The organism is Sphingopyxis sp. NFH-91, assembly GCF_021401285.1.
Taxonomy (GTDB): Bacteria; Pseudomonadota; Alphaproteobacteria; order Sphingomonadales; family Sphingomonadaceae; genus Sphingopyxis; species Sphingopyxis terrae_A.
Genome location: NZ_JACBGA010000001.1, coordinates 593,785 through 609,607, shown reverse-complemented (window position 1 = coordinate 609,607; position 15,823 = coordinate 593,785). Strand labels below are relative to the sequence as shown.

At 65.5% G+C, this 15,823-nt stretch carries 17 protein-coding genes; 9 read left to right on the top strand and 8 right to left on the bottom strand.

Going from position 1 to position 15,823, the window contains the following annotated elements; genetic code table 11:
* Nucleotides 1-23 precede the first annotated feature (23 nt).
* Nucleotides 24-1,460, bottom strand: a complete 1,437-nt coding sequence (gene ahcY / locus L0963_RS03065; protein ID WP_409372288.1) for an adenosylhomocysteinase — start codon at nt 1,458-1,460, stop codon at nt 24-26.
* Nucleotides 1,461-1,892: 432 nt separating this feature from the next.
* Here ahcY and L0963_RS03060 point away from each other — a divergent pair, with 432 nt between their 5' ends.
* Nucleotides 1,893-2,288: a hypothetical protein gene (locus L0963_RS03060; protein WP_062900658.1), complete on the top strand. Its 396-nt coding sequence runs from the start codon at nt 1,893-1,895 to the stop codon at nt 2,286-2,288.
* Nucleotides 2,289-2,313: 25 nt separating this feature from the next.
* Here the strand turns inward: L0963_RS03060 and L0963_RS03055 are convergent, their stop codons facing one another.
* On the bottom strand, nt 2,314-2,928 hold the full coding sequence (locus tag L0963_RS03055) for a YqgE/AlgH family protein (RefSeq protein ID WP_186402606.1): 615 nt from the start codon (nt 2,926-2,928) through the stop codon (nt 2,314-2,316).
* A gap of 112 nt (nt 2,929-3,040) precedes the next feature.
* On the opposite strand from L0963_RS03055, the gene L0963_RS03050 reads away from it, so the two are divergent.
* The 3 genes from L0963_RS03050 to L0963_RS03040 all read left to right on the top strand — a co-directional run bounded on the left by L0963_RS03050 (nt 3,041) and on the right by L0963_RS03040 (nt 5,863).
* Nucleotides 3,041-3,523 carry a peroxiredoxin gene (locus L0963_RS03050; protein WP_003040485.1) on the top strand — a complete coding sequence of 161 codons (483 nt, stop codon included), beginning with the start codon at nt 3,041-3,043 and terminating at the stop codon, nt 3,521-3,523.
* A gap of 85 nt (nt 3,524-3,608) precedes the next feature.
* Complete coding sequence (locus L0963_RS03045) at nt 3,609-5,093, top strand: AMP nucleosidase (RefSeq protein ID WP_186402605.1); 1,485 nt, start codon at nt 3,609-3,611, stop codon at nt 5,091-5,093.
* Nucleotides 5,090-5,863 (top strand): SDR family NAD(P)-dependent oxidoreductase, encoded by a 774-nt coding sequence (locus tag L0963_RS03040; RefSeq protein WP_217372652.1) that lies wholly within the window; start codon nt 5,090-5,092, stop codon nt 5,861-5,863. Before L0963_RS03045 ends, L0963_RS03040 begins: the two co-directional genes overlap by 4 nt.
* Nucleotides 5,864-5,869: 6 nt before the next feature.
* Here the strand turns inward: L0963_RS03040 and L0963_RS03035 are convergent, their stop codons facing one another.
* The gene (locus L0963_RS03035; RefSeq protein ID WP_186402766.1) at nt 5,870-6,352 is read right to left on the bottom strand and encodes an SRPBCC family protein; all 483 of its coding nucleotides are present in this window, start codon (nt 6,350-6,352) and stop codon (nt 5,870-5,872) included.
* 48 nt (nt 6,353-6,400) lie between these two features.
* Between L0963_RS03035 and L0963_RS03030 the strand changes: the two genes are divergently transcribed.
* On the top strand, nt 6,401-6,727 hold the full coding sequence (locus L0963_RS03030) for an ArsR/SmtB family transcription factor (RefSeq protein WP_062900661.1): 327 nt from the start codon (nt 6,401-6,403) through the stop codon (nt 6,725-6,727).
* Nucleotides 6,728-6,773: 46 nt separating this feature from the next.
* Here L0963_RS03030 and L0963_RS03025 read toward each other — a convergent pair whose 3' ends face one another.
* Complete coding sequence (locus L0963_RS03025; RefSeq protein ID WP_062900662.1) at nt 6,774-7,880, bottom strand: fatty acid desaturase family protein; 1,107 nt, start codon at nt 7,878-7,880, stop codon at nt 6,774-6,776.
* Between the two features lie 118 nt (nt 7,881-7,998).
* On the opposite strand from L0963_RS03025, the gene L0963_RS03020 reads away from it, so the two are divergent.
* The 4 genes from L0963_RS03020 to L0963_RS03005 all read left to right on the top strand — a co-directional run bounded on the left by L0963_RS03020 (nt 7,999) and on the right by L0963_RS03005 (nt 12,843).
* Nucleotides 7,999-9,168, top strand: a complete 1,170-nt coding sequence (locus L0963_RS03020) for an N-acetyltransferase (protein WP_186402603.1) — start codon at nt 7,999-8,001, stop codon at nt 9,166-9,168.
* 80 nt (nt 9,169-9,248) lie between these two features.
* The gene (locus tag L0963_RS03015; protein ID WP_186402602.1) at nt 9,249-10,685 is read left to right on the top strand and encodes a DUF1800 domain-containing protein; all 1,437 of its coding nucleotides are present in this window, start codon (nt 9,249-9,251) and stop codon (nt 10,683-10,685) included.
* A 3-nt stretch (nt 10,686-10,688) separates the two neighbouring features.
* Nucleotides 10,689-11,822, top strand: coding sequence for a DUF1501 domain-containing protein (locus tag L0963_RS03010; RefSeq protein ID WP_234178550.1), 1,134 nt, complete (start codon nt 10,689-10,691; stop codon nt 11,820-11,822).
* Nucleotides 11,823-11,916: 94 nt separating this feature from the next.
* Complete coding sequence (locus tag L0963_RS03005; protein WP_186402601.1) at nt 11,917-12,843, top strand: class II glutamine amidotransferase; 927 nt, start codon at nt 11,917-11,919, stop codon at nt 12,841-12,843.
* 3 nt (nt 12,844-12,846) lie between these two features.
* Here L0963_RS03005 and L0963_RS03000 read toward each other — a convergent pair whose 3' ends face one another.
* The 4 genes from L0963_RS03000 to L0963_RS02985 form a co-directional block, all read right to left on the bottom strand.
* Nucleotides 12,847-13,839, bottom strand: a complete 993-nt coding sequence (locus tag L0963_RS03000; RefSeq protein ID WP_186402600.1) for a cyclic nucleotide-binding domain-containing protein — start codon at nt 13,837-13,839, stop codon at nt 12,847-12,849.
* A complete protein-coding gene (gene xth, locus L0963_RS02995) occupies nt 13,836-14,606 on the bottom strand; it encodes an exodeoxyribonuclease III (RefSeq protein WP_062900668.1) in 771 nt (256 codons plus the stop codon). The genes L0963_RS03000 and xth overlap by 4 nt, the downstream gene beginning before the upstream one ends.
* Before the next feature lie 39 nt (nt 14,607-14,645).
* On the bottom strand, nt 14,646-14,987 hold the full coding sequence (gene erpA / locus L0963_RS02990) for an iron-sulfur cluster insertion protein ErpA (protein ID WP_040589381.1): 342 nt from the start codon (nt 14,985-14,987) through the stop codon (nt 14,646-14,648).
* A 90-nt stretch (nt 14,988-15,077) separates the two neighbouring features.
* The gene (locus L0963_RS02985) at nt 15,078-15,707 is read right to left on the bottom strand and encodes a M23 family metallopeptidase (RefSeq protein ID WP_003040511.1); all 630 of its coding nucleotides are present in this window, start codon (nt 15,705-15,707) and stop codon (nt 15,078-15,080) included.
* Between the last annotated feature and the right edge of the window lie 116 nt (nt 15,708-15,823).

Below are 15,823 nucleotides of genomic sequence, written 5' to 3'. Positions count from 1 at the left end.
TGCTTATGAAAAATTAGTAACGATCAGTAACGATAATGATCGGGCTTGAACGGTCCATCGACCGGCACGCCGATATAATCGGCCTGCTTCTGCGTCAGCGTCGACAGCTTCACCCCCAGCTTTTCGAGGTGCAGCGCTGCGACCTTTTCGTCGAGATGCTTGGGCAGGACATAGACGTCGTTCTTGTAATCGTCGGCCTTGGTAAACAGCTCGATCTGCGCGAGCGTCTGGTTGGTGAAGCTCGACGACATCACGAACGACGGGTGCCCGGTCGCACAGCCGAGGTTCACGAGGCGGCCCTTCGCCAGCACGATGATCTGCTTGCCATCGGGGAATTCGACGAGGTCGGTGCCCGGCTTCACTTCGGTCCACTTGTAATTGGCGAGCCCCGCGATCTGGATTTCGCTGTCGAAGTGGCCGATGTTGCAGACAATCGCCATCGGCTTCATCGCCGCCATATGGTCGGCGGTGATGACGTCGGCGTTGCCGGTCGCGGTGCAGAAGATGTCGGCGCGGGCGACCGCTTCGTCCATCGTGACGACTTCATAGCCTTCCATCGCCGCCTGCAGCGCGCAGATCGGGTCGATTTCGGTAACCAGCACGCGCGCGCCGCCGTTGCGGAGCGAGGCGGCCGAGCCCTTGCCGACGTCGCCAAAGCCCGCAACGCACGCAACCTTGCCGGCCAGCATGACGTCGGTCGCGCGGCGGATTGCATCGACCAGGCTTTCCTTGCAGCCATACAGGTTGTCGAACTTCGACTTGGTGACGCTGTCGTTCACGTTGATCGCCGGGAAGGGCAGCTTGCCTTCCTTGGCCAGCTGGTAAAGGCGGTGGACGCCGGTCGTCGTTTCTTCCGACACGCCCTTGATCGCGCGCACGCTCTTGGTGAGATAGCCCGGCTTGGCGGCAAGGAATTCCTTGAGCGCACGGACGAATTCGACTTCTTCGGCGTTGGTCGGTTCGAACAGCGGCTCGCCCGCTTCGACGCGCGCGCCCCACAGCGCGAACATCGTGGCGTCGCCGCCGTCATCGAGGATCATGTTCGCGGTCTGATCGTCGCCCCAGTCGAAGATCCGACCGACATAATCCCAATATTCAGCAAGGCTTTCGCCCTTCACCGCGAACACCGGCGTGCCGCCGGCAGCAATCGCGGCAGCGGCATGATCCTGGGTCGAAAAGATGTTGCAAGTCGCCCAGCGCACGTCGGCGCCCAGCGCGATCAGCGTTTCGATCAGCACCGCGGTCTGGATCGTCATGTGCAGCGATCCGGTGATGCGCGCGCCCTTCAGCGGCTGCGCCGCGCCATATTCGGCGCGCAGCGCCATCAGGCCGGGCATTTCGGTTTCGGCGATCGCGATTTCCTTGCGTCCGAAGTCGGCGAGGCCGATGTCGGCAATCACATAGTCGGCGGCGCCGTCCTTGGTCTTCGCCGCCGCGATTGCGGCATTGGCGGCGGTAATGGTGGCATTGGCTGCGGTGGTGGCCACGGGGGAGTCTCCATATTGGCGAGTACGGCCGCAGGCGAGCGGCCCCGAATTGTCGAGCAATTATGTTGCGCGCCCTAACCGAAAGCGCGTCGCCATTCAAATATAAACTTTTCTTTATATCTGCAAGGCGCGGGTCGCAGTCGGACGCGGCGCAGGCACGATTCGTCCGCCGCCAATCGCGAGGCAGCGCAAAATAAAATTCGGGCGCGCGCCAATGTTACAACCCGCGGGGCGCAATTGTGACACGGTCTTGCAACAGCCAACTTCCTAAGAAATTTGCCTTATAATGCGCCTTGCGCTCAGCATAATCCGGCCATGTGACACCAATGTTACATAGCCGGCGATTCATTGACTTTCATCCCGACAAACGAGAAAATAGGTCAAAGTTTTCGGGGAGATACCTAGATGAAAAAAATTCTGCTCAGCCTGGCAGCCCTGGCCGTCGCGTCGCCGGCGATGGCTCAGTCGATCATCGTCACGGGCACCGAGGACAGCGCCTCGACGCCGCTGTCGGTTGCCTTTGAAGAATTGCAGGCGGGTGAAAACAAGGCGGCAGTGGCGAAGCTGACCGACGGCCGGGTCGATGCCCGCGATCCGTCGCGGCTGATCAATTTGGGCACCGCCTATGCCCGGCTTGGCCGCACCGCCGACGCCGCGACCGCCTATCGGTCGGCGATCGACAGCCCGATCCGCTACGACCTCGAGCTTGCGAACGGCGATTTCATGGATTCGCGCTGGGCCGCCCGAACCGCGCTCGCGCGGCTTGGCCAAGGGCGCCCGCTCCTCGCCCTGGCGCACTGACGCAGCGGATCGACGGGCGGCGATCCTACGCTTCGCCGCCCTCCACCGTCAGCAGGCGCGCATCGATGCCGGCTTCGGCAAAGGCCGCCTGCCACCGCTGCGCCGGCGGCGTGTCGAACAGCAACGCGTCGCTGCCGGGCGTCAGATGCCAGGCGTGGCGTACCATTTCCTCTTCGAGCTGCCCCGGTGACCATCCGGCATAGCCGAGCGCGACGAGCCATTGCGACGGCCCGCGCCCCTCGCCGATGGCGCGCAATATGTCGTGCGAGCTCGATATCATCCAGCGCCCCGACACCTGCACCGCGCCCTCGCCCGACCAGTCGCGACTGTGGAGCACGAAACCGCGCGACGGTTCGACCGGTCCGCCCAGAAAGACCGGTTGATCGAGCGGAGCGTCGTGCGCGATATCGAGCTGATCGAGCACCGCACCGACGGTCATGCCGTCGATCGGATCGTCGATGCCGATCCCCATCGCACCATCCTCGTCGTGGCTGATCATCGCGATGACGGAGTGATCGAAACGCGGATCGCCGATGCCGGGCAGGGCGAGCAGCAATTGGCCGGTGAACCAGGTCGGCGCCTTTTCCATCGCCCCATCATGGACTGCCGGGCGCGCACGGTCCAGCGTCTTTGCGGCCATATCGACGAACGGCGGGGTCCATTGTGCAATGCGAACGCTGCGCCGCTTGACTCGCGGCGGCGCACACCCAATGTCTCGCCCGCACAAGACCCCCCAACGAAAGGATGCCAGCATGACCATCACTACCGGAGACTCGCTGCCCGACACCAAGCTGGTGAAGGTCACCGAAGGAGGCCCCGAACAGGTTTCGGCCGCCGATTATTTCAAGGGCCGTAAGGTTGCGCTCTTTTCGGTTCCAGGCGCTTTTACGCCGACCTGTTCGGCCAAGCACCTGCCCGGCTTCGTCGAGAAGGCAGCCGAACTCAAGGCCAAGGGCATCGACGAAATCGTTTGCACCGCGGTCAATGACGCCTTCGTCATGGGCGCCTGGGCGAAGAATGCCGGCGCGACCGACAGCGTGACGATGCTTGCCGATGGCAATGGCGATTTCGCCGAAGCGGTGGGGCTGACCATGGATGGCAAGGCGTTCGGCATGGGCAAGCGCGGCCAGCGTTTCTCGATGGTCGTCAACGATGGCGTCGTCGAGCAGCTCAATGTCGAAGCCCCGGGCGAATTCAAGGTGTCGAGCGCCGACCATATGCTCGAACAGCTTTGAGCAGTTTGCGGATTGAAATGAGGGGCGGCGCGGCGCGGCGCCGCCCCCCTTTCCTTTTGTCATATTTTCGTGCAACAGCGTCGCGATGACATCAGAATCATCGAACGAAAATATCGTCGACCCCACCACCCTTGTCGAAGGGGTCATCGCCGAACTTCAGTCGCGTTTCCGAACGTCGGTCGGCAATCTCAAATCCGCCATCGCCGCCTTCGTCCGTGACGGCACCTCGCCGCCCGCCGACGCCGCCGCGACCGGCCTGTTTGACTATCCGGCGCTGCGCCTCGTCACCAATGGCGAGTTTCGCGAAGGCCAGGGCGGCCACAACCTCGCCTTCGGTCATTTCGAGCGGGCGGGCGAGTTCGTCACGACGGTAACGCGCCCCGATCTGTTCGAGGCTTATCTGCGCGAACAGCTGACCCTGCTCGTCCGCCACTATGAGGTGACGCTGGAGGTGACGCGCACCGGGCAGCAGATCCCCTTCCCCTATGTGCTCGATGCCAGCGACGGGTCGGACATGGGCCGCGTCACTCCGCTCGAACTCGCGCGCCATTTTCCCACCACCGAGCTCGCCGATATCGGCGACGAGCTGGCCGACGGCCTGTTCGGCTTCGACCCCGCGGCGGCGCAGCCGCTCGCGCTGTTCGACGCGCTGCGCACCGATTTCAGCCTCGCGCGCCTGCGCCACTATACCGGCACCGCGCCCGAGCATTTCCAGCGCTATATCCTTTTCACCAACTATCACCGCTATGTCGACGAATTCGTCGCCTGGGCGGGAGCGCAGGTCGGCAAGGGGCGCTACACCGCGCTCGCCGGCGCGGGCGGCCTCTATGTCGACGAGCCGGATATCAATGCCAGCGCGCTCGCGAGCGACAGCGCGTGGCGGCGGCACCAGATGCCCGCCTATCACCTGATTGCCGAGGGCGGCAGCGGCATCACGCTCGTCAACATCGGCGTTGGCCCCTCGAACGCGAAGACGATCTGCGATCACCTCGCGGTGCTGCGGCCCGAGGCGTGGATGATGATCGGCCACTGCGGCGGGCTGCGTCCCAGCCAGCGGATCGGCGACTATGTGCTCGCCCACGCTTATCTGCGCGACGACCATATCCTCGACAGCGTGCTGCCGCCCGAAATTCCGATCCCGCCGATCGCCGAGGTCCAGCAGGCGCTGGCGAGCGCCGCCGAAGCGGTGTCGGGAACCAGCGGCGCCGACCTCAAGAAACGGATGCGCACTGGCACCGTCGTCACCACCGACGATCGCAACTGGGAATTGCGTTTCACCGATTCCGCGCTGCGTTTCTCGCAGTCGCGCGCGATCGGCATCGACATGGAGTCGGCGACCATTGCGGCGCAGGGCTACCGCTTCCGCGTGCCTTACGGCACCTTGCTGTGCGTGTCCGACAAGCCGCTCCACGGCGAACTCAAGCTGCCCGGACAGGCCAACCGTTTCTATGAAGAAGCGATCGCCGCGCATCTCCAGATCGGCATCCGCACCTGCGAATTGATGCACGACGAGGGCGCCAAGCTGCACAGCCGCAAGCTGCGCGCGTTCAACGAGCCGCCGTTCCGGTGACACAGGCAGCCGCCCTCTCGCGCTCCGTCGCGGGCCGCGTCGCAATCGTGACCGGCGCGGCGAGCGGCATGGGGCGGGCGACCGCACTGCTGCTGGCGCGCGAGGGCGCGAAGGTGGCGGTCACCGACCTTGACCCTGCCGCATGCGAGGCGGTTGCCGCGGAAGCCGGCGACGGCGCGCGCGCTTTCGCGCTCGACGTATCTGACGGCGAGGCGATCAAGCGTGTCGTCGCAGACGTCGCGGCGCATTTTGGCGGGATCGACATCCTTATCAACAACGCCGGCGTGTCGAGCTTCTGCCCGCTCGATGCAGGCGACGATTATGACGCAATCTGGCACCGCGCGATCGCGGTGATGCTGACCGCGCACCAGCGCATGGTGCGCGCGGCACTCCCATGGCTGCGGCAGAGCAACGCGCCGCGCATCGTCAACATTGCCTCGACCGAGGGACTGGGCGCGACGCCCGGCGACACGCCCTATGTCGCGGCAAAGACGGGCGTGACCGGGCTGACGCGTGGGCTGGCGGTCGATCTGGGCAAGGATGGCATCACCGTCAACTGCATCTGCCCCGGCCCGATCCGCACCGCGATGACCGACAAGGTGCCCGACGCGGACAAGGCGATCTTCGCACGGCGGCGCACCGCGCTGCGCCGCTATGGCGAACCCGAGGAGGTCGCGCATGTGACGCTGAGCCTCGTCCTACCCGCGGCGAGCTATATCACCGGCGCGGTGATCCCGGTCGATGGCGGGCTGATAGCGCGCAACGCGTAGACGGCATCAGACATAGAAATCGGCGCGCAGGTTTACGCCGCGTTCGACCCAGAGTTTGAGCGCGCAGAGCATCTGCGTCCAGCCATGGCAATTGCCGTAGCTGCCGTCGAGCGCCGCCTGCGTTTCGCGCCAGCCGCCTTCGGCGATTTCGACCAGCGTGCGGCCGTCGTCGAGCGGCTTGAAGGTCATCGTCACGCGGGTGCGGTAAGCGGCATCTTCCATCGTCCCGCCCTCTATCCCCGGCGCCTGGCCTTCATAGGCTGCCCATTCCAGCACGATCTTCTCATCCTGCACCACCTCGATTACATGGACCGGAAAGGCGCCGGGATAATCGTGGAAATCCCACGTCACCACCGCGCCCGTCTCGAGCCGCCCCTGCGCGCCGCCGGTGGTGAAATAGCGCGAAAGCTGCGCGGGATCGGCAACCGCCTCGAACACCTCATGCACCGGCTTGGCGATGCGCGCCGCGACCCTGAATTTCAGTTCCATCGTCATTCTCCACTTGAGTCGCATTTAATTATGTTATAAATTTATAACATGTCAATCCACGACGATTTCGACCGCATCTTCAAGGCGCTCGCGCACGGCGTGCGGCGGCAGATTCTGGACGATCTGAAGGATCAGCCGCTCACGACAGGGGCGCTGTGCGACCATTTCGCCGATCTCGACCGCTGCACGGTGATGCAGCATCTGAAGGTGCTGGAGGAGGCGGGGCTGGTCATCGCCGAACGTCGCGGCCGCGAACGCTGGAACCATCTGAACGCGATGCCGATCCAGGACATTCACGACCGCTGGATCGGCCCGCATGCCGCAGCGGCGGCCGCGCGGCTTGCGCGGTTCAAGCAGGCTGTCGAAACGCAGTAGAAGCGGTCGCCGCCGGCCTTCTTTCAAGGGCCGACGCGGCCGAAGGTCAGCCGGCTGTTCCCTTGGCCGAGCCTGCGACCAGATTCATCACCAGCTTCGGCAGGCTGCGGTAATTGGCGGCATGATACTGCGAATCGCCCGGCAGTGCCGCCTGCAGGCGGCGGTGCGCCTCGGGCAACGCGTGATAGGGAACGCCGGGCAGCAGATGATGCAGCGCGTGATAGCGCAGTCCCACCGGCGCCCACAGCTCGGGAAGCAGGCCGGGCGGCGGGACGTTGACGCTGTCGAGGAACTGCGCGGTTACGGTCAGCACCTCGCCGTCATTTTCCCACAGATGCGCAACGAGCGTGCGGATCTGGTTGAGCACGAGGCTGGCCGCCGCGATGGCGCCGAAGATCAGTAGCGCGCGTAGCGGCACCCAGCCGAACACGCCCCCCGCAATCAGCAGCGTCGACCAGGCCCAGGCCCCGCCTTCCTGCCATGCCCACTGGCGGCGGAAATCGCCTTCGGGCCGGCGGCGACGGAACATCGGGTTGATGATCATCCCCGAATAGCGCTCCATCACCACGCGGCGAAGCGGCGGGATGACGAACGACAGCGGGGTCAGCACCGCAAAGCGGAAAAGCAGCGCCAGCGGCGCAAAGGCGGCCGCGACGACGAACAGCGGCACCGTCCACGGCTTCATCAGCGCCAGCGGCAGATATTCGGGATCTTCGACCGTGCCATATTTGGTACGGTTATGGTGGAGGCTGTGGATGCCTTCGTAAAGGAAGGAAGGGATAAGCAGCGGGATGCCGACGAGCAGGTTCCACACCAGCCGGAAACCGGGGAGCGCATTTTTGCGGATATGCGTCAGCTCATGGATGAAGCTGCCCGCGCGGTAAAGTGCTACGACGGCGATGAGCGCCGCGGCGAGCATCCATGCGGTCGATGGTGCCAGGATCGCAGCCGCGACACCGGCATAGCCGATGAACGCCGAACCGAGGAAATCGACCCAATAGATGCGCGCGTTCGGATTGACGAGATCGCGCGTCAGCTCCGAGGCCGCGCGGATCATCGCCATATCGTCGGCAATCGCCGATTTGGGGGGCTTGGTGGCCGGGGCCGCGGGGGGAGTCGCGATCCGTTCGGCAGCGGGATTGGTCGTGATCATGCCGGCGTCTTCACCATGATTTCGTGGCAGCATGATGGCCGAATACGGGTCGCCAGCGCCACAGCTATGCCCTAATGCGTCGCCACAAATATAGGCATCGTCATTCAGGAAACCAGCCATGGCCGCACATTCGCAAGGTCCCGTCTCCATCCATCCCGTCAAGGACAAGGCGCACAAGCGCGAATTCGTCGAACTGGCCTTCCGGCTCAACCGCGGCGATCCCGCCTGGGTGCCGCCGCTGAAAAACGAAGCGTTCGACCTGTTGACGCCAGGCAAGAACCCCTGGTTCGAACATGGCAAGGCGCAGCTGTTCCTCGCACGCCGCGACGGCCGCACGGTGGGACGCATTTCGGCGCATGTCGACTTCCTCGCGCTCGAACAGCCGGCGAGCCAGGGCATGGGTCCGGGGACGGGCAATTGGGGGCTGCTGGAGGCCGAGGATGCCGAGGTCGCGCACGCATTGATCGTCAGCGCCGAAGACTGGCTGCGCGGCCAGGGAATGAACCGCGCGCTCGGCCCGCTGTCGATTTCGATCTGGGACGAACCCGGGCTGCTGGTCGAAGGCTTCGACACGCCGCCGACGATCATGCTCGGCCACAACAGCCCGCTCTATCAGGGGTGGATCGAGGCCGAGGGCTATCGCCCGGTCAAGAAGCTGTTCAACTATGCGGTCGACATCGTCGACGGCTTTCCGCCGCTGGTAAACCGCATCGTCGCGGCGGGCGAGAAGAACGAGCGCATCCGCATCCGCCGCGTCGACAAGCGCAAGTTCGATGCCGAGGCGCAGCTGATCATGGGCATTTTGAACGACGCCTGGTCGGACAATTGGGGTTTCGTTCCGCTGACCGACAGCGAAATCGCATATGTCGGCAAGAAGCTGAAGGACATTGTTTTCGAGGATCTGATCCGCGTCGCCGAAGTCGACGGCGAGGCGGTCGCGTTCATGATCGTGCTGCCCGACATCAACGAACTCCTGATCGGGATGGACGGATCGCTGTTCCCCTTCAACTGGGCGCGGCTGCTTTGGTGGCTGCGCAAGCCCAAGAGCAAGCGGCTGCGCGTGCCATTGATGGGCGTGGTCAAGAAGTTGCAGAACAGCCGCATGGCGAGCACCCTCGCCTTCATGATGATCGAATATATCCGCCGCGACGGCGTCGCCAAATATGGCGCCGAGCAGGGCGATATCGGTTGGGTCCTCGACGACAATCAGGGGATGAACGCGGTCGCCGACGCCATCAACGCGACGGTCAACCGCGTGTATCAGCTTTACGACAAGCCGCTGTCCTGACGCGGCGGGCCGCCATTCTGCTGGCATGATTTTGCGACAAAGGGCGGGCAGCTTCGGGGTCTGAACCCGAAGGATGCGCAATGCCCAGCCTTTATCTTGCCGCCAACCGCTTCGGCCTCGGCCGCCGCTTCGACGATCCCGCGACCGACGATCCGCAGGCCTGGCTGCTGCGACAACTTGACGACTATGACCCGGTTCCCGCACCGATCGCCGCCTTGCCCGGCCGCGCCGCCATCGCCGCCGCCTATGTAGAATATCAGGACGACCGGCGAGCGATGCGCCGCAATGCGCCGGATGATGTCGCCCGGAAGGACGGCACAGGCGCGGCGATGGACCCCGAACTGCAACGCCTGTCGCGCTCCGCAATCCGCACCCATTATGTCGATGCGGCCGCCGCGCGGCTTGCCAATGCGGTCGCGACGGCAACGCCCTTCCCCGAACGGCTCGTCCACTTCTGGTCCAACCATTTCGCCGTGTCGGCCGACAAGCTGCCGGTGATCGGTTTTGCCGGCAATTACGAGTTCGAGGCGATCCGCCCGCACATAATGGGCAAATTTTCGGACCTGCTGATCGCGGCGGTGCGGCACCCCGCCATGCTGCTCTATCTCGATCAGGCGCAAAGTTTCGGGCCCGACAGTCCGGTGTCCGATCGCATCCGCGCGCGAGGCCGGCGGCAGGCGCCGGGGCTCAACGAAAATCTGGCGCGCGAGATCATGGAATTGCACACGCTGGGGGTGCGTACCGGCTATACGCAGGCCGACGTCACTGCCTTTGCCAAGGTGCTGACCGGGCTGACCGTCGCCGGGCTTGGCCGCGGCGCCGGGCAGCGGCTGATGCCTGCGGGCGCGGCCGACGGCGACACCGTCTTTATCGCACCGCTGCACGAACCCGGCGCGCAGTCGATCATGGGCAAACGCTACGCGCAGGGTGGCGCGGACCAGGCCGAGGCGGTGCTGCTCGACCTTGCGCGGCATCCGGCGACCGCGCGGCACATCGCCACCAAACTGGCCCGGCATTTTTCCGGCGACACACCGGCCCCCGCGCTCGTCGCGCGGCTCGAGGCCGATTTCCTTCGGACCGGCGGCGACCTGACCTCGCTCTACGGCACGCTCGTCGCCGCGCCCGAGGCATGGGCGGCCGAACCCGCGATGTTCAAATCGCCGTGGGACTGGACCGTATCGGTGATGCGAAGCCTGAAACTGCCGGCGCTTAGCGACCGGCAGAATGTCCCGGCGCTGTTCACCCAGCTCGGCCAGCCGATCTGGCGCCCCGGATCGCCCGCCGGCTATGACGATCTGGTCGCGACCTGGGCCGGATCGGCGGCGATGATGCAGCGCGTCGAGCTCGCCAGCCGGATCGCCGGTCGCATCGGCGACCGCGTCGATGCCCGCCAGCTCGCGCCGCTGATCCTTGCCGACGCCTTGACGACGCAAACCGCGCAGGCGGTCGCCCGCGCCGACAGCCCCGGCCAGGCGCTCGCGCTGCTCTATGCCAGCCCGGCCTTTCTGCGGAGATAGACGATGACCCTCTGGCGCCGCCATATGCTCATTAGCGGACTGACCATTGCCGCCGCCGGAGCGGTCCCGCGCTTTGCCTATGCCGCCGCGGCGACGCCGCGCCGGCTGGTGTTCGTGATCCAGCGCGGCGCCGCCGACGGCCTTGCGATCGTCGCACCGACGGGTGATCCCGCCTATGCCGCGGCGCGCGGCGCGCTCGCCGAAGAGGCCGGCGGCGCGAGCCTCAACGGCCTGTTCACGCTGCACCCGGCGCTTGCCGCCGGCGCCGATCTCTATCGCGCCAAGCAGGCGCATTTCGCGCACGCCGTCGCCACCGCCTATCGCGACCGGTCGCATTTCGATGGTCAGAATGTGCTCGAAGGCGGCGGCTCGCGCCCGTATGAAAAGAGCGACGGCTGGGTCGGGCGACTGCTGACGCTGCTGCCCGCCGCCGAGCGCGAGGCGCTCGCTATCGCGCCGGCGGTGCCACTGGCGCTGCGCGGCAGCGCCCCCGTCGCCACCTACGCCCCTAGCCGCCTGCCGCAGGCCGACGCCGATCTGATCGCGCGGCTGTCGGCGCTCTATGCCGGCGACGCACTGTTGCACCCGCTGTGGGACAGCGCGGTCAAGACACAGGAGCTGGCGGGCGACATCGGCGGCAACAATGGCCGCAATGGTGCCGATCTCGGCAAGCTCGCGGCATCATTGATGCTTCCTGCCGACGGGGCGCGGGCGATGATGATCGAAACCGGCGGCTGGGACACGCACAGCGGTCAGCGCGGGCGGCTGACGGCCCAGCTTCGCGGGCTCGACCAGCTGGTCGGCGCGCTGCAGGTCGGGCTTGGCCCGGCGTGGAACGACACGCTGGTCGTGGTCGCGACCGAATTCGGGCGCACGGTTGCGGTCAACGGCACCGGCGGCACCGACCATGGCACCGGATCGGCGGCGATGTTCTTCGGCGGTGCGCTGGCGGGCGGGGGGCCGGTCGCGGGCGGAATGGTCTCGGCCGACTGGCCGGGGCTGAGCGTCGCGAACCGCCTCGACGGCCGCGACCTCAAACCGACGCGCAGCCTCGAAAGCGTGATCGGCGCCGCGATCGCGCATCACTATGCGCTTGATCCCGCGCGGGTGATGCGGACGCTCTATCCCGACGCCTGAGACTATGGTGCCATCGCGACGGACCCGGCTGACGGCCTTTCATAACGGACCGAATGGTGTAGGCTGAACGCGAAGCAGCGGGCGGGGACCGATCATGTGCCGTGCGATGATGTATCTGGGCGAACCGGTGCAGCTCGACGATCTGTTGTTCAAGCCCGACTCCAGCCTCGTCAATCAGGCCTATATGCCGCGCATGTTGCACATGCTGAATCTCGCCGGGTTCGGGATGATGGCGTGGGATTCTACCAGTTTCGTGCCCGATGTGCCGCACCGTTACCGATCCCCCTCGCTGCCAATTTTCGACGGCAATCTGAAATCGCTGGCGATCAAGACGCGCGCCGAATGTGTGATCGCACATGTCCGCGGGGTGCCCTATTCGACCAGCGTCAAGGTGAGCGAACAGAATACCCACCCCTTTCATTTTCCCGGCGCCGCGGTGGCGATGGCGCATAATGGCGACATCTATCGCATCGGCGATCTCAAGCGCACGCTGGCGGAGGCAATCGCGCCCGACTTGCTCGCGCAGATCTCGGGATCGACCGACAGCGAATGGGTCTATGCGCTGCTGCTATCGCAGCTGGGCGACTGGCGCGCCGAGCCCGCGCCCGATGAACTGGTGGCCGCGGTCCAGCGGACGGTGGATCTGGTCGAGGCGGCGCGGCGCCGGCACGGCATCGCCATCTCATCGAGCTGCGATCTCTTTCTGACCACCGGCCGCCAGATATTGGGGCTGCGCCACTGTTTCGATTTCGGCCATTACCGCACCGGATCGCCCGACCAGCTCCACGAAGCCAATATGAACTTCCTGTCGATGTGGTTCACCACCGGGCGCGACTACGGTTTGCACGATGGCGAGTGGCAAATGGTCGGCGGCGAAGAGGAACCGCGCGCGATCATCATCGCATCCGAACCGCTTTCGTCGAACAGCGCGACATGGATGCCGGTGCCCGAATATGCGATGGTCCACGCGGTTATGGACGGAAAGCGGCCCGATTTCCGGGTGATCCCGCTGGAGCGCTAGCGCCTAAGCGGCGACGGAATGTCCGCGGCGCATCGCCACGATCCGGGCCTCGACCTGATCGAGCGTATCGAGCGCGGTCACGAGATCGGCGTTGACCGACGTACCGAGCTCGCGCGCTAGGCTGTCGCCGGTCGCCAGCAGTTCGGAAAAGATCGCGTGATCGAAAGCCAGCAGCGTGGTCTGCTCGCTGCTACGCAGCACCCGGTCGTGCGGGCTGTCCAACAGCGCGGGGGCCAGCCCGACGAGTTGCCCCGGTCCGGTCACGGTGAGCTGGTAAATGCCCGCGCGATGCGGCAGCGCGCTGCGCACCGCGCCGCGCACGACAAGCCAGATGCACGCGGGATCGCCGCCCGGCGCGGCCAGATCGCGATCGGCGGCCACATCGACACGGCGACCGGCATTCCAGAAAGCGAGCCGCTGGGCCGCGCTCATCGCCGCGCAGCAGGGCAGCCGCGCCAGAAAGGCTTCGGCGGCGAAATCATCTTCGGCGACAGGCGGGAGCGCGCGCTGCGGGCGGGCGGCAAAACTGTCCGGCCAGCGCTCGAGGAGCGCGGCAATGTCGCCGGTCTTCCCCTGGATGCGCTGCGCGATCGCACGGCCGAGGGCCGCCTGCAATTGCAGCGATGCCGGCCGAAGCTGCGCCAGCGCGGCGCGAAATTGTTCGGCCGGCAGGTGCCAGGTCGCCACCGGCCCGCGCGCGATGCCCATCGCCGACCGCCGAAGATCGCGGCCGATCAGCGCCATGTCGCCGATCACCTCGCCCGGCCCGGCCTGGGCCAGCGTGGCGAGCCCGCCACCGGGCAGCCGTTTGCCGATTTCGACGCGGCCGTCCGCGATCAGATAGAGACCGTCGGCGCGCTCGTTCTGGATCAGGATCGCCTCGCCGTCGGCGAAGTGGCGCGGCGCAAAGGCGGTCGCAAGTTCGTCGCGTTCGGCGTCTCCCAGTCCGGCGAAGAGCGGGACGTCCGCCAGTTGATCGGCGGACAGCGGCGTCATGCAAAGGTGGCCCAGGTTGGCGCGTGGTCGCTCGCCTTTTCGCGGCCGCGATACGCCTTGTCGACCTGCGCATCGATCAGGCGGTCGGCCATCGCGGGGCTTAGCAGCAGATGGTCGATGCGGAAACCATGGTCGCGCTGCCACCCGCCGGCCTGATAATCCCAGAAGGTCCAGACATGCCCGGCCGGATGGCGGCTGCGGATCGCATCGGTCCAGCCATCGCCGAGAATTCGGAACCACGCGTCGCGCGATTCGGGCTGCATGAGCGCATCGTCCGCCATGCCGCGCACGTCCCACACATCGTCATCGTGTGGGATGACATTATAGTCGCCTGCCAGGATCGCGGGAATTTCGCTTGCGAGCAGCGCCTTCGCGCGTTCGCGCAGCCGGGCCATCCAGCGCAGCTTGTAATCGAATTTGGGGCCGGGATGCGGATTGCCGTTGGGAAGATAGATCGCCCCGATGCGGACGCCGAAAACATCCGCCTCCAGATAACGTGACTGTTCGTCCTCGGCCTCGCCGGCGAGTCCGCGCTGCACTTCGACCGGATCGGTCCCCTTGGCGAGGATTGCGACGCCGTTGAAGCCTTTTTGCCCGTGATAGAGGAAGCCGTAGCCCGCCGCCTCGATCTCCTTGGTCGGCATCGTTTCGTCGCTCGATTTCAGTTCCTGCAGGCAGACGACATCGGGCTGCGTTTCATCGAGCCATTCGACAAGACGCGGCATCCGCGCCTTGATCCCGTTGATGTTGAAGGTGGCGACTTTCATCGCCCCGCTATGGCAGGAAGCGCGCCGCTTAGAAAGGCGTCAGATCGAGAAGCTGGAGCCGCAACCGCAGCCCGAGGCGGCGTTGGGATTTTCGACCTTGAACGAAGATCCGCCGAGCGAATCGACAAAATCGACGATGCAGCCGCGCAACAGATCGAGGCTGATCGAATCGACCACCAGCTTGACCCCGTCGGTTTCGGTGACGCGGTCATCGGCGTCGATGCTTTCAGCCAGACCGAAGCGATAGGTGAAGCCCGAACAGCCGCCGCCGTCGACTGCAAGGCGCAGTGCAGGTTCCACGCCGCCCTTGCGTTCGGCGATCCAGCGGACGCGCGCCGCAGCGGCGGGAGACAGGGTGATATCGTCGATCTGCGTGGCCATCCTGTGAAGATAGGATTGCTAGCCCCAAAAGAAAAGGGCGCCCCGGCCGCTGGCCTGGGGACGCCCCTCCTCTCCGACCCAGAGAAACTGTTACTCGGGACCGCCCATGGCCAGCTTGTCGCCGGTGAGCGCCGCGATCGTCATCGAATCCGACCGCACGAACGGCATCGGGTTGACCGGTTCGCCGTCGATGCGGACTTCGTAATGGAGATGGTTGCCGGTCGAGCGGCCGGTCGAACCGACATAGCCGATGACATCGCCCTTCTTCACCTGCTGCCCGGGCTGCACGACGAAGGACGACATATGGCCGTAGCGCGTCTCGATCGCGTTGCCATGTTCGATTTCGACATAATTGCCGTAGCCGCCGAGGCGCTGGGCGCGGCCGACAATGCCGTCGGCGGTGGCGTAGATGGGGGTGCCATAAGGCGCCGGAATGTCGACGCCATTGTGACGCGCGAGCTTGCCGGTAATCGGGTGGACGCGCATGCCATACGAAGACGAGAGCGACATCTGCTCGATCGGACGGCGCGACGGGATCGCGATGCCAATATTGGCCGTCAGCCCCGTGTCGAGACGCTTCCACGCCTGAAAAATCGCATAGGCTTCGCTATCGTCGCGCTGCGTCGGTGCCCCCGGGACGCTGTCCTCATCGGGTTCGTCGGGGACGACGATGCCCGCGTCGCTGCTGCCTTCGACCGCATGTGCAGCCGGAACAGTCATGCCTGTCAGTGCCAAGGCACCGAAAACAAGACCAAATCGGAACTTTTGCCCCAGAGAAGCGTTTCGCACGTATCGACCCCGCTATCGCCTTGTCGCCGACCCGTTTTACGGCGGTG

What these genes read in the sequence shown, in the direction of transcription:
- L0963_RS03005 (WP_186402601.1), top strand. Translation starts at nt 11,917, where the DNA reads ATGTGCCGTGCGATGATGTATCTGGGCGAACCGGTGCAGCTCGACGAT.
- L0963_RS03025 (WP_062900662.1), bottom strand. Translation starts at nt 7,880, where the DNA reads ATGATCACGACCAATCCCGCTGCCGAACGGATCGCGACTCCCCCCGCG.
- erpA (WP_040589381.1), bottom strand. Translation starts at nt 14,987, where the DNA reads ATGGCCACGCAGATCGACGATATCACCCTGTCTCCCGCCGCTGCGGCG.
- xth (WP_062900668.1), bottom strand. Translation starts at nt 14,606, where the DNA reads ATGAAAGTCGCCACCTTCAACATCAACGGGATCAAGGCGCGGATGCCG.
- L0963_RS03015 (WP_186402602.1), top strand. Translation starts at nt 9,249, where the DNA reads ATGCCCAGCCTTTATCTTGCCGCCAACCGCTTCGGCCTCGGCCGCCGC.
- L0963_RS03035 (WP_186402766.1), bottom strand. Translation starts at nt 6,352, where the DNA reads ATGGAACTGAAATTCAGGGTCGCGGCGCGCATCGCCAAGCCGGTGCAT.
- L0963_RS03045 (WP_186402605.1), top strand. Translation starts at nt 3,609, where the DNA reads ATGACATCAGAATCATCGAACGAAAATATCGTCGACCCCACCACCCTT.
- L0963_RS03030 (WP_062900661.1), top strand. Translation starts at nt 6,401, where the DNA reads ATGTCAATCCACGACGATTTCGACCGCATCTTCAAGGCGCTCGCGCAC.
- L0963_RS03020 (WP_186402603.1), top strand. Translation starts at nt 7,999, where the DNA reads ATGGCCGCACATTCGCAAGGTCCCGTCTCCATCCATCCCGTCAAGGAC.
- L0963_RS02985 (WP_003040511.1), bottom strand. Translation starts at nt 15,707, where the DNA reads ATGACTGTTCCGGCTGCACATGCGGTCGAAGGCAGCAGCGACGCGGGC.
- L0963_RS03050 (WP_003040485.1), top strand. Translation starts at nt 3,041, where the DNA reads ATGACCATCACTACCGGAGACTCGCTGCCCGACACCAAGCTGGTGAAG.
- L0963_RS03010 (WP_234178550.1), top strand. Translation starts at nt 10,689, where the DNA reads ATGACCCTCTGGCGCCGCCATATGCTCATTAGCGGACTGACCATTGCC.
- L0963_RS03055 (WP_186402606.1), bottom strand. Translation starts at nt 2,928, where the DNA reads ATGGCCGCAAAGACGCTGGACCGTGCGCGCCCGGCAGTCCATGATGGG.
- L0963_RS03000 (WP_186402600.1), bottom strand. Translation starts at nt 13,839, where the DNA reads ATGACGCCGCTGTCCGCCGATCAACTGGCGGACGTCCCGCTCTTCGCC.
- L0963_RS03060 (WP_062900658.1), top strand. Translation starts at nt 1,893, where the DNA reads ATGAAAAAAATTCTGCTCAGCCTGGCAGCCCTGGCCGTCGCGTCGCCG.